The following is a 12,683-nucleotide window of genomic DNA, read 5'->3' on the forward strand; positions in this document are numbered from 1 at the left end:
ATCCATGCAAAAAGCGGGCGAGGATGCTTCCCTCGCCCGCCCGTCCGGCATGCTGGAACGTATGCATGCCGGCCAACATCCTGTTACAAACGCGAAGACGGCACGCGCGTCATGGCGCCTCGCACAGGCAGTGGGTCACGGCCGCGAACGGCTGGCGGCGGTCCGCCACGTCGGACAGCCAGCCCAGTTCCTTGCCGATGCCGGCCGCGGTCTTGCCGGACAGCGCGCTGGCGGCCAGGTCCGCCGGCAGCAGGCCCAGCTTGACCTGCACGTTCAGGGCCTGCACGTCCGAAAAGCCCATGCGTTCGAGGACGCGCTCGGCGAACGAGGTCGGGCGCTGCGCATAGGCGACGCGGAAGTCGTCGCCCAGGTTGGCGCGCTTGGCGGCCGAGCGCAGCGCGTCGCCGTAGCTGCCCAGGCGGTCCACCAGGCCGCGCTCCTTGGCCTGGGCGCCGGTCCAGACGCGGCCCTGCCCCACTTCGTCGATGCGCTCCGGCGTGGTCTTGCGCGCCGCGGCCGCCTTGGTGGTGAATTCGGCGTAGATGTGGTTGATGCTGGCCTGGACCAGCTGGCCGAAGCGCGGATCGAGCGGGCGCAGCGGGTTGTAGGCGTCGGCCAGCCAGGTGGTCGTCACGCCGGCCGTGTGGATGCCCAGCTTGTCGACCACCTTCTCGGCCGTCGGCAGGATCGCGAACACGCCGATCGACCCGGTGACCGTGGACGGGTCGGCGATGACCTCGTCGGACGCCATCGACATCCAGTAGCCGCCCGATGCCGCCACGTCGCCCATCGACACCACCACCGGCTTGCCGGCCGCGCGCGTCAGTTCCAGCTCGCGCCGGATCAGCTCCGAGCCGTAGGCGCTGCCGCCCGGCGAGTTCACGCGCAGCACCAGCGCCTTGATCTGGTTGTCCTCGCGCGCCGCGCGGATCAGGTTCGCCGTCGACAGGCCGCCGACCATGCCCGGGCCGCCGTTGCCGTCGGTGATGTCGCCGGCCGCGACCACCACGCCGACCGCGTCGCCGAAGGCCTTGTCCGGATGGCGCGCCACGTATTCCTGCCAGCCGACCTGGCGGAAGCTCTTGTAGCTTTCCTCGTAGACGCCGCGCTTGACCATCAGGTCGCGCACCTCGTCGCGGGTCTTGATGCCGTCGACCAGCTTCCAGTCCAGCGCCACCCTGGCCGCGTTGCCGTTGGCGTCCGCCATGCGCTGCGGCAGTTCCTCGATGCCCTTGGCGAGCGCGCCCGCCGGCAGCTTGCGCGCCTTCTCCACCTCGACCATGTAATTGGTCCACAGCGCGTTGTACAGGTAGCTGTCCGCCTCCTGGGCCGCCTGCGACGGGCCGTTGCCGATGTAGGGCTCGGCGAAGCTCTTGTAGGTGCCGACCTTCATCAGGTTGACGGTGACGCCGACCTTGTCGAGCGCGTCGCGGTAGTAGTTGCGGTGGCGTCCGAAGCCCTCGATCATCACCATGCCCATCGGGTGCACGTAGACTTCGCTGGCGTGCGCGGCCACCAGGTAGCGCTTCTGGTCGAAGCTGCCGCCCCAGGCCACCACGGTCTTGCCGGCCGCCTTCACACGCTCGACGGCGGCGCCGATCTCGCGCAGCGACGCCAGGCCGCCGCCGTCCATCTCGTCGAGCAGCAGCACGACGCTGTCGATGTTGGCGTCCCGGGCGGCGCTGTCGAGGGCGTTGAGCACGTCGCGCAGCTGCACCAGGCGGCGCGCGTTGCCGCTCACGCCGGCCACCAGCGAATCGCGCACGCTGCCGGCGCGCTCCTCGACCAGCTCGCCCTTCAGGTCGAGCACGAGGGCCGTCTTGGGCGACAGCGGCTTGATGCCGCCGCCGAACAGCGCCCACAGGATCGCGACCACGACCAGCAGGAACAGCAGGTTGAACAGGAAGCGGCGGGTCGCGTCCAGGCCGCGCCAGAACGCGCCGACGCCGCGGCGCAGGGCGGACTTGGGCTTGGTGGTAGTGGTGGTCATCGATTCTCCACGAGTGAACATACGGTTAGGCGGCAACTGGCGCCGGGCTGGCGCCGGCCCGGCGCGAGATCGCGAACAGCCCGGCGAATACCAGCGCGCCGTTGACGATCAGGAGTTCCAGGCCGAGCCGGTAGCTGCCCAGCAAATACGATTGATAATGTTCCAGCAAAGCGCAAAGGATGGGCGCACCGATGGTCACGAACGGCACCAGGCGGTCGTTCAGGGCGCGCTTCGTCGCCATGCCGAAGGCGAACAGGCCGAGCAGCGGGCCGTAGGTATATCCGGCCACCTTCAGCACCACGCCGATCATGCTCGGGTCGTCCAGCCACTTGAACACCATCACCATGACCAGGAACAGGAAGGCGAAGGCCAGGTGCACGTGGCGGCGCAGCCGGACCTGGCCGGCTTCCGACAGGTCGGCGCGACGCTTGATGCCGAGGATGTCGATGCAGAAGGTGGAGGTCAGCGCCGTGATCGCGCCGTCCGCGCTGGGGAACAGCGCCGAGATCAGGGCGATCAGGAACACGATCTGCACGGCGGCCGGCAGGTGGCCCATCACCACGGCCGGGAAGATCCGGTCGCCCGTGGCCGTCACGCCGGCCAGCGGCGCGTACAGGTACAGCAGGCCGCCCAGGAACAGGAAGGCCGACAGCACCACGACCAGCACGGCGGTCAGGCTCAGCAGGTTCTTCTGCGAGTCGCCCAGCGTCTTCACCGAGATCGTCTTCTGCATCATCTCCTGGTCCAGGCCCGTCATGGTGATGGTGATGAAGGCGCCGGCCACGATCTGCTTGAGCCAGAAGCCGGGCGCGTCGACGTCGGTGGTGAACACGTGCGCCAGCCCGCTTTCCTGCATCCGGCCCAGCGCCTGCGGGATCGACAGGTCCAGTTCGCCGAGCAGGAACCAGGCGCAGGCGAACAGGCCGAACAGCATGCAGGTGGTCTGCAGCGTGTCGGTCCAGACGATGGTCTTCACGCCGCCCTGGTAGGTGTACAGCAGGATCATGCCGAGGATGACGAACGTGGTCAGCCAGAACGGCACGCCCAGGCTGTCGAGGATGATCGACTGCAGCACCGCCACCACCAGGTACAGGCGCGCGGTGGCGCCGAACAGGCGCGACAGGATGAAGAAGCCGGCCCCGCTCTGGTAGGCGCGCCGGCCCAGGCGCACGTCGAGGTAGTGGTAGATCGAGGTCAGCTTCATGCGGTAGTACAGCGGCAGCAGCAGGTAGACGACGGCGATGTAGCCGATCACGTAGCCGATCAGCACCTGCAGGTAGCCGAAGCCGTCGCGCCCGACGGCGCCGGGCACGCTGACGAAGGTGACGCCGGACAGCGTGGTGCCGACCATGCCGAACGCGACCAGCATCCAGTTGCTGCTCTTGTTACCGATGAAGAAACTGTCGTTGTCGGCCTTGCGCGACGTGAGCCAGGCGACGCCCAGCAGCAGGGCGAAATAGGCGATGAGGATGCAGAACAGCAGAGCGGGGGACATGCGGGGAATCCATGGGACGTTGTCTTATCGCCCAGCAATATACACCGAAGACGCGGGTGCGACCACGCCAAAGGCCCGGCGCGCCGCCGGCGCCGTCAAATGCCCTGCGCCGGCGCCCGCTCGAACGGGCCGATGCAGGTTTCCAGCGTCTCGTCCTGGCACATCACGAAGCGCGCGCCGGACGGGTGGAAGCGGATGTAGTTGGTGGTGCGCGATCCCGGCCGCATGACCTCGCCGGCGCAATCCCGCTTGCCATTGTCCTTGACGACCCTGTCGTCGTACTTGTAGAAGCCCTTCGCGCTGGGCTGCTCGGCCACGGTGAACTCGCTTTCCGAGATCTCGGCCGCGCTGCGCACCAGGGTGGTGCCATCGCCGCGGAAGTGGTAGGTCTCGGCACAGCCCAGCTGCGGGATGCTCAGCATCCAGATGCCGAGCAGCGGGTGGGTGGCGGACGGGCCGGCCGGGGCGGCCCGGACAGGGGCTGCGCAGGCCAGCATGCAGGCGAGGATGGCGGCAAGCCTGCCGCGGGAAGATGAACCGGACCGCGTACGCATCATGGTTTCCTTCGCTGGGAACGACGGCGCCCCGTCGCCCCGGCCTGCGCCGGGGCGACGGTATTCGAGTTGTCATTATGGCACACGCCCCGGCGCGGGGCGCGCGCGACTTCCCGTCAGCCGTTTTCCGGCGGCGTCTTCGGCTTGGCCGGGCGGCGCGGGGCGCGCGCGGCCGGCTTGCGCGTCGGCGCCTTGTGCGGCGGGCGGGCCGATTTCTTGCGTGCCGGCTTGCCGGCCTGCGCGTCGTCGGCGTCCTCGCCTTCGCCGTTGCCCTCGCCTGCCGGCGGCGCCGCGGCCTCCTCGTCCGCCGCCGCTTCCGGCGTCGCGGTCATGCCCGGCGCTGGAGCGGGCGCGGGCGCGGGCGCAGCATCAGGGGCGGCGTCCGGGGCGGCCTCGGTCGGCGCGTCCACCACCGCGGCGGCATTCTTGCGCGCGGCCGGCTTGCGCGGCGCGCGCGGGGCACGGCGGCGTTCCTTCGCCGGGGCGGCCGGTTCCGCGGGCACTTCCGCGGGCACTTCCGCGGACGACTCCGCAGCCGATTCGGCAAGCGGTTCGGCCACGGCTTCCGGCCGGATGCCGGACGGTGCCGCGTCGGCGGGCGGGGCCGCCGGCACGACGGCTTCGGCGAGCGCCGCTGCCGCGGCTTCGTCGGCGCCGCCCGCCGCGGCCGGCGCCGGCTCCTCGGCCAGGTCCGGCGTCGGCGCCGGCCAGGTCGCCTGCGCCTCGTCACCGGCGGCCTGCTCGCGGCCCTTGCGGCCGCGCCCGCCGCGGCGGCGCGGTTCGCGGCCGCCCGGCGCGGCCGGTGCAGCCGCTGCGGTCGATGCGGCGGCCGGCGCGGCCAGGTCGGCCACGACGTCCAGCACGGTCTCCTCGGCGGGCGCCTCGGTGCTGTCCGCCACGGTCGGCTCCGGGGTCTCGGACTCGTTCGCCACGCCCAGCGCCTCGCCCGGGCGCGCATTGCTGCTGCGGTAGACGTAGGTGCCCGATTTTTCGTCGCGGCCGAATTCGAACAGGCCGCGCGTCTGCGCCTCCTCCAGCAGGTTGCCGAAGGTGCGGAAGCCGAAATAGGTCTCGTTGAAGTCCGGACGGCGGCGCTTGAGCGTGTCCTTCAGCAGCGACGCCCAGATCTTGCCGGTGTCGCCGCGCTCGGCGACCAGCGCGTCGAAGGTCTCGACCACCATTTCCAGCGCCTGCAGCTTGCGCGTTTCCATCTCTTCGCGCTTGCGGTTGTTCTCGTCCGACGGGCGGCGGTTCTGGGCCGGCTGCGCCTTGCGCTCGTCGCGCTTGGCGGCGGCGCGGCGGATCTCGCGCACCAGGTCGTCGTAGAAGATGAATTCGTCGCAGTTGGCCACCAGCAGGTCCGAGGTCGACTGCTTGACCCCGACGCCGATCACGCGCTTGGCGTTCTCGCGCAGCTTGGACACCAGCGGCGAGAAGTCGGAGTCGCCCGAGACGATGACGAAGGTGTCGACGTGCGACTTGGTGTAGCACAGGTCGAGCGCGTCGACGACCATGCGGATGTCGGCGGAATTCTTGCCGGACTGGCGCACGTGCGGGATCTCGATCAGTTCGAAGTTCGCTTCATGCATCGTGCCCTTGAAACTCTTGTAGCGGTCCCAGTCGCAATAGGCTTTCTTGACGACGATGCTGCCCTTGAGCAGCAGGCGTTCGAGGACGGGCTTGATGTCGAATTTTTCGTAATTCGCATCGCGCACGCCGAGCGCGACGTTCTCGAAGTCGCAGAACACCGCCATGCTGATGTTTTCTGAAGATGAAGCCATGATTGTTGTTGTGTAGTGATGGGTGGACAAGCTAGCCGGCGAATTATACGCAACAACGGCACCGGGGCCGTCGATACGAGGCGTGCGCGGCCATGCCGCCCCGCCGGGCCGCCGCCGCGCCCCCTGCCGCCGCCCGCGCGCGGGTCAGGCCAGCCGGTCCAGCGTGGCCTGGTCGGGCCGGCCGTCGAAGAAGCGGTCCAGGCATTCCTGGAACACCGCCTCGTCCGGCGCCACGTCGGCGAACAGCGTCATGCTGGAGTGGAATTTCAGGTCGTCCGGATGGCCGAAGATGGCGTCGACCGGTGCGCCGCCATGGCGCGCCACCGCCGCCGCGCAGGCGCGCAGGCGCCGCCCCAGCACCGGGTGGGCCAGGTAGGCGGCCGCCTCGTCGCCGCTCCCGATCGCATAGGCCTGCGCCATCGCGCTGCTGCCCAGGCCCGCGACCTGGGGAAAGATGAACCACATCCAGTGGGTGCGCTTGCGCCCGGCCTGCAGCTCGGCCAGCGCGGTCTCGTACACGCCGCGCTGGGCGGCGACGAAACGTTCGAGATCGAATCGGGTATCCATGCCAGTATCCTCCTGCGCCGCATCCTACCCCTGTTGCGGCGTCCATGTTCTTGCTACAGTGACGCGCCATGAGACCCGACCACCTGCAGCTCCTGCTGACCCGCGACATGCCGTTCGGCAAATACAAGGGCACGAAGATCGCCGCCCTGCCCGGCCACTACCTCGCCTGGTTCGCCCGCACGGGTTTTCCGAAGGGGGAACTCGGGGAATTGCTGGCCCTGATGTACGAACTCGACCATAACGCCCTGCGCGGGCTGCTCGATCCGCTGCGGCGCTGAGCCGCGACGATCGATTTTTTCGATCGCAAGCCGCAAAACAACTCGTTTTTCATCCCGCCGCGTCCCGCCTATACTGGCATCCATGGACAGCGACGAAGCGGCGGCAACCGGGCCGCGGCGATGTCGCAAAAAATCGAACACACACCAAGGAGCGCATCATGATGGAAGTACGCAGGAGCGAAGAACGGGGCGGCGCCCACCACGGCTGGCTGATGTCGAAACACAGCTTCTCGTTCGCCGACTACTACGACCCGCGCCACAACGGCTTCGGCCCGCTGCTGGTGATCAACGAGGACCGCGTCGCCCCCGGCGCCGGCTTCGGCACCCACGGCCACCGCGACATGGAGATCATCTCCTACGTGCTGGACGGCGCCCTCGAGCACAAGGACAGCATGGGCACCGGTTCCGTGCTGCACTATGGCGACGTGCAGCGCATGAGCGCCGGCAGCGGCGTGCGCCACAGCGAATTCAACGGTTCCAAGACCGAGCAGGTGCACTTCCTGCAGATCTGGATCCAGCCGAACGTCAAGGGCATCGCGCCGAGCTACGAGGAAAAGCACTTCTCGGCCGACAGCAAGAAGGGCCGGCTGCGCCTGATCGCGTCCGGCGACGGCCGCCAGGAGTCGGTGCTGATCCACCAGGACGCCGCCATCTACGCCGCCATCCTCGACGAAGGCGACAAGGTCGAGCACGCGCTGGAACCGGGACGCCTGGCCTATGTCCACGTGATCCGCGGCGACGTCAGCGTCAACGGCGTGCCGCTCAAGGACGGCGACGCGCTGAAGATCGGCGCCGAGAGCCGGATCGTGCTGGAGCACGCCGAGGCCGCCGAACTGCTGCTGTTCGACCTGCCGGGCGAATGAACCGGCAGTGCGCGGCGCTTGCGCAAACGATCGCCGCCGAAATGTGAAATCGCAAGGCGGGCGGATGGGTATAATGGGATTTTGACACCGCCCCCGCCCATCCCGCCATGCGTGCCCAACCCAGCGTCCTCGTCGTCGAAGACGACGTCCACATCGCCCACGTCCTGAGCTTCATGCTGGAGCGCCAGGGTTACCTGGTCACCCACGCGGCCGACGGCCGCGTCGCGGTGCAGCACGTCGTCTCGCAGCCGCCGCCGGACCTGGTGCTGCTCGACGTGATGCTGCCCTACGTGGACGGCTTCGAGATCGTCGGCCTGATCCGCGCGCAGGCCGGCTGGGAAGGCGTTCCCGTCATCATGCTGACCGCCAAGAACACCGAGCGCGACACCGTGCGCGCGCTCGACGCCGGCGCCAACGACTTCATCATCAAGCCCTTCCAGCCGCAGGAACTGCTGGCGCGGCTGCGCCGGTTCCTGAAACCGGAGGACTGACGTCCCGCGCCGCCCGCCGGCGCCCGGCCCGCGGCATCCTCGCGCCCCTCCTGCCGAGGAACTGCTAGTATGCATAAAAAACCGAAACTACGTATGCATACGGAACCGCAACGCGATACCCGCCACCGCGCTACGGAAGTCATACAGCGCCGCTTCGACGACCTGCTCGACCAGCTCCCGGCCGGCATCGTCGTGCACGATGCCGACGGCCGCGTCCTCGCGGCCAACCGGCTCGCCCTGCACCTGCTGGGGCGCGACCAGGACGCGGTCCTCGGCCTGCCGGCCCATGCGGCGACCTGGCGCTTCCTGCGCGCCGACGGCAGCCCGATGCCGCAGGAAGACTACCCCGTCAACCGCGTGCTGCGCGACGGCGGCAAGGTGTCCGACCTCGTGGTCGGCGTGCCCGGCGCCACCCCCGGCGACACCCGCTGGATGCTGGCCGGCGCCTATCCCGAGGTGGAGCAGGAGCGCGTGCGGGGCGTGGTCGTCAGCTTCACCGACTGCACGGCCCTCAAGCTCGCCGAACAGTCGCTGCAGAAGTCCGAGCAGCGCCTGCAGCTGGTCCTGCGCGGCTCCACCGACGCCCCCTGGGACTGGGACCTGGTCAGCGGCGAGACCTATTATTCGGAGCGCTGGTGGGAACTGGTGGGCTGGCGTCCGGGCGAGCTGGAACCCGACCCGTCGGCGTGGCTGCGCCTGATGCATCCGGACGACCAGCCGCGCGTCACCGCCTTCCTGGCCGAACTGCTGGCCACCGAGCGCCAGGGCTATGCGATCGAGTTCCGCCTGCGCCACCGCGACGGCCACGACGTGCCGGTGCTGGCGCGCGGCTACGTGCTGCGCGACGACACCGGCCGCGCGCTGCGCGTTTCCGGCACCACCACCGACCTCACCGAACGCAAGGACGCCGAACGGCGCATCTACGAACTGGCCTTTTTCGACCACCTCACGGGCCTGCCGAACCGCCGCTTCCTGGTCGAGGAGCTGGGCAAGATCCTGGCCAGGAGCGGCCGCTCGCGCCAGCTCGGCGCGCTGATGTTCCTCGACCTGGACAACTTCAAGCTGCTCAACGACACGATGGGCCACGACGTCGGCGACATGCTGCTGCGCCAGGTCGCCGCGCGGCTGCGCGGGGCCCTGCGCGACGCCGACCACCTGGCGCGCCTGGGCGGCGACGAATTCGTGGTGGTGCTGGAAAACCTGGGCACGACAGCGCCCGAGGCGGTGGCCGAGGCGCAGCGCGTGGGGCGGCGCATCCTCGACGCGCTGGCGCCGCCGTTCGACCTCGGCGCCTGCCGCTGCGCCAGCACGCCGAGCATCGGCGCGACGCTGTTCGACGACAACCGGACCGGCATCGACACGCTGCTGCGCCAGGCCGACCTGGCGATGTACCGCGCCAAGGCCGACGGCCGCAACACGCTGCGCTTCTTCGACCCGGGCATGCAGGAGGCGGCCGCGCGCCAGGCACTGCTGGACGGCCAGTTGCGCGACGGCGTCGCGCGGCGCCAGTTCGTGCTGCACTGCCAGCCGCAGTTCGCGCGCGACGGCCGCCTGGCCGGGGCCGAGGCGCTGGTGCGCTGGCAGCGCGACGACGCCGGCGACGGCGCCCCCGCGCTGCTGGGCGCCGGCGAATTCATCGGCCAGGCCGAGGCGTCGGGCCTGATCGTCCCGCTGGGCATGCAGGTGCTGGAAGACAGTTGCCGCCTGCTGGCGCGCTGGGCCGCCGACCCGTGGCTGGGCGCGCTGCGCCTGTCGGTCAACGTCAGCGCGCGCCAGCTGCGCGAGCCGGGCTTCGCCGACGCGCTGGCCGACCTGCTGGCGGACAGCGGCGCGCCGGCCCACCGGCTGACGCTGGAACTGAGCGAGGACGCTCTGGCCGCCAATCCGCCGGGCCTCGCGCCGCGCATGGCCAGGCTGGCCGAGCTGGGGGTGCAGTTCGCGCTGGACGGCTTCGGCAGCGGCGCCTCGCCGCTGGCGCGGCTGCGCCGCTGGCCGTTCGCGGCCCTGAAGATCGGCAGCCAGCTGACCGGCGGCGACCGGCCGCTGGTCGAGGCGATCGTCGCGCTGGCGCGCAAGCTGCGCCTCGGCATCGTCGCCGAGGGCGTGGAAGACGAGGCGCAGCGCATCTTCCTGGCCGAATGCGGCTGCGACCTGCTGCAGGGCTACCTGCTGGGGCGACCGGTGCCGGTGGCGGAGTTCGAGCGCCTGTACGGCGCCGGGCGCCAGCCCTGAGCGCAAGCCGTGCCGGACGGATTCCTAGCCCGCCGCCGGCAACTCGACCCAGAACGTGGTCCCCTGCCCCTCGACGCTGTCGAAGCCGATGGCGCCGCCGTGCTGCTCGACGATGGCCTTGCAGATCGACAGGCCCAGGCCGGTGCCGCCCTTGCGGCGCGAGTCGGCGCCGTCGGCCTGGGCGAAGCGCTGGAACACGCGGGCACGGAAGGCCGGCGGGATGCCCGGGCCCTGGTCGGCCACCGACAGGCGCACGCGCCCGTCCTGCGCGTCGAGCCGGGTCGTCACCGTGGTGCCGGCGCCGGAAAACTTGATCGCGTTCGACAGCAGGTTCGTCAGCACCTGGGTCATGCGGTCGCGGTCGACGGCGGCGCAGGCCTGCGCCGCGCCGGCACCGGCGGCGCACGCGAGCGTGACGCCGGCCGTGCCGGCCAGGCTGGCCATCGACGCCACCGCATCCTCGGCGACCGGCAGCACCGGCTGCACGCGGCGCTCGAGCGCCATGCCGCCGGCTTCCATCTTCTGGATGTCGAGCACGTCGCCGATCAGGCGCACCAGGCGCCCGGAACTGGCGTTGGCGATGTCGACCAGCTGCTTGGCGTCCGCGGGCAACTCGCCCGCGATGCCGTCGGCCAGCAGGGCCAGCGAGGCGCTGATCGAGGTCAGCGGCGTGCGCAGCTCGTGCGAGACCGTGGACACGAACTCGTTCTTCAGGCGCTCGACTTCCTTGCGCTGCGAGATATCGTGCATGAACACGCCGAAGAAGGCGTCGGTCTCGGCGCCGCCGCCGGCCAGCGTCATGGTCATCTCGGCCTCGATCTCGCGCCCGTCGCTGCGCAGCAGCGTGCGCTCGACGCGCTGGCCCAGCAGCTCGAGCTGCCCGGTCTCGCGGAAACGGCGCAGCAGCGCGCGCGAGCGGGCGCGGAAGCGCTCCGGCATGATCAGGTCGGCCGCGAGCCGGCCCAGCGCTTCCGCGCGGCCCCAGCCCAGCATCGCCTCGGCGGCCGAGTTCCAGTCGCAGATCCGGCCGTGCAGGTCGATGCCGATGAAGGCGTCCTGCGCCGCCTCGATGATGGAGACGATGCGCTGCTCGCTGGCGCGCACCGTGCCCAGCGCCTGCTCCAGCTCGTTGGTACGGCGCGCCACGCGCTGCTCCAGCGTCGCGTTCAGCTGCTCCAGTTCCTGGCCGCGCCGCACCAGGCCGGCCACCAGGCCGTTCAGCGTGCGCCCGAGCGCGCGCACCTCGCGGTAGCCGCGCGGCACCGCGATGCGGGCCGTCTCGCCGGCGCGGATGCGCTGCGCGGCGTCCGCCAGCTCGTCCAGCGGCCGCGTGATGCGGCGCGCCAGCGCCACCCCGGCCAGCGAGAACAGCGCCGCCAGCAGCACGCCGGCCGCCAGGCCGTACTCGCGCAGCCGGCGCACCGGCGCGTAGGCGTCCTGCTGGCTCTGGCGCACCAGTACCGTCCAGCCCAGGCCCGGGTAGTCGCCGTAGCCGCGCCCGCGCGCATAACCGACCAGGTAGGCATTGCCGTCGGGCCAGCGCTCTTCCACATAGCCCCAGCGTCCGGCCGCGCGCGCAGCGTCCAGGCTGCCCAGGGCGAGCTGCTTGCCGGCGGTGTCCGGCGGCCCCAGCAGCACCTTGCCGGCGGCGTCGACGATCAGGGCCTCGACCTGGCGGCGGCGGGCGATGCCGGCCATCATCGAGCGCTCGACGTCGCGCGCCCATTGCCACGACAGGTGCGCGCCGAGCACGCCGCGCACCGTGCCGTCGTCGTCGCGCACCGGGAAGGCCACGTCGACGAAGCGCCAGGGTTCGGCCTGCTTCGGCAGCAGCTTCGACAGCAGCACGGCCTCGTGCACGTCGCCGGCGTGGACGCCTTCGAGCGCGTTGCGGAACCAGGGCCGCTTCGACACGTCCGCGCCTTCCAGCAGGCCCTGCGCCGATGCCTGGACCAGGCCGTCCATGCCGGCCACGCCGATCCAGCTGTAGTAGTCGTAGCTGGCCTGCACGCGTTCCAGCGCGCGCCGGCGCAGCGCCTGCGGCGCGCCGGGGCGCAGTTCGCGCAGCTGGGCGATCAGGGCGACTTCGCGGTAGCGTTCGAACATGCCGCGGTCGAGCTTGTCGGACGTCTGCATCGCCAGTTCGGCCAGGCCGTTGCCGATGCTCGATTTCACCTGTTCGGTCGCCTTGCGCTCGATGACGGCGGTCAGCACCAGGGTCAGGACGATCGACATGGAGGTGAAGGCGAGCGCGAGCCAGGCGCCGAGGGCGCGCGGCGTCATGCGGCGCAACAGGGTCAGGGGTATCAGCATGGGAAGGCGGGATTGGAATCGGCGTCAGCCTAGCACAGCTTGATGCCCGGCGGAATCGTCGATCGGTCGATGCTGCATCGAATTTCCAAAATACAACTGTTGTAATTTCCCGATCGAAA

10 protein-coding genes are annotated in these 12,683 nt (G+C 70.4%); 4 read left to right on the forward strand and 6 right to left on the reverse strand.

Going from position 1 to position 12,683, the window contains the following annotated elements; genetic code table 11:
• Positions 1-109: 109 nt before the first annotated feature.
• The 5 genes from sppA to QZ749_RS19705 all read right to left on the reverse strand — a co-directional run bounded on the left by sppA (position 110) and on the right by QZ749_RS19705 (position 6,387).
• The gene (sppA, locus tag QZ749_RS19685) at positions 110-1,990 is read right to left on the reverse strand and encodes a signal peptide peptidase SppA (RefSeq protein ID WP_296950124.1); all 1,881 of its coding nucleotides are present in this window, start codon (positions 1,988-1,990) and stop codon (positions 110-112) included.
• Positions 1,991-2,015: 25 nt separating this feature from the next.
• Positions 2,016-3,485 (reverse strand): sodium:solute symporter, encoded by a 1,470-nt coding sequence (locus QZ749_RS19690; protein ID WP_296950127.1) that lies wholly within the window; start codon positions 3,483-3,485, stop codon positions 2,016-2,018.
• Between the two features lie 95 nt (positions 3,486-3,580).
• Entirely contained in the window at positions 3,581-4,042 is a 462-nt protein-coding gene (locus QZ749_RS19695; RefSeq protein ID WP_296950128.1) for a hypothetical protein, read from the reverse strand.
• Positions 4,043-4,155: 113 nt separating this feature from the next.
• Positions 4,156-5,820 carry an NYN domain-containing protein gene (locus tag QZ749_RS19700; protein WP_296950131.1) on the reverse strand — a complete coding sequence of 555 codons (1,665 nt, stop codon included), beginning with the start codon at positions 5,818-5,820 and terminating at the stop codon, positions 4,156-4,158.
• Between the two features lie 144 nt (positions 5,821-5,964).
• The gene (locus tag QZ749_RS19705) at positions 5,965-6,387 is read right to left on the reverse strand and encodes a DUF1810 domain-containing protein (protein ID WP_296950133.1); all 423 of its coding nucleotides are present in this window, start codon (positions 6,385-6,387) and stop codon (positions 5,965-5,967) included.
• Positions 6,388-6,455: 68 nt separating this feature from the next.
• Here QZ749_RS19705 and QZ749_RS19710 point away from each other — a divergent pair, with 68 nt between their 5' ends.
• From QZ749_RS19710 to QZ749_RS19725, 4 genes are all read left to right on the forward strand, one after another.
• Positions 6,456-6,665 (forward strand): DUF3820 family protein, encoded by a 210-nt coding sequence (locus QZ749_RS19710; RefSeq protein WP_296950136.1) that lies wholly within the window; start codon positions 6,456-6,458, stop codon positions 6,663-6,665.
• A 158-nt stretch (positions 6,666-6,823) separates the two neighbouring features.
• On the forward strand, positions 6,824-7,528 hold the full coding sequence (locus QZ749_RS19715) for a pirin family protein (protein WP_296950138.1): 705 nt from the start codon (positions 6,824-6,826) through the stop codon (positions 7,526-7,528).
• Positions 7,529-7,635: 107 nt separating this feature from the next.
• A complete protein-coding gene (locus QZ749_RS19720) occupies positions 7,636-8,019 on the forward strand; it encodes a response regulator transcription factor (protein WP_296950144.1) in 384 nt (127 codons plus the stop codon).
• A 93-nt stretch (positions 8,020-8,112) separates the two neighbouring features.
• Positions 8,113-10,251, forward strand: a complete 2,139-nt coding sequence (locus QZ749_RS19725; protein WP_296950146.1) for a bifunctional diguanylate cyclase/phosphodiesterase — start codon at positions 8,113-8,115, stop codon at positions 10,249-10,251.
• Between the two features lie 24 nt (positions 10,252-10,275).
• Here the strand turns inward: QZ749_RS19725 and QZ749_RS19730 are convergent, their stop codons facing one another.
• Positions 10,276-12,564, reverse strand: a complete 2,289-nt coding sequence (locus tag QZ749_RS19730; protein WP_296950149.1) for an ATP-binding protein — start codon at positions 12,562-12,564, stop codon at positions 10,276-10,278.
• Positions 12,565-12,683 lie beyond the last annotated feature (119 nt).

This window comes from uncultured Massilia sp., assembly GCF_913773735.1.
Classification (GTDB): Bacteria; Pseudomonadota; Gammaproteobacteria; order Burkholderiales; family Burkholderiaceae_D; genus Telluria.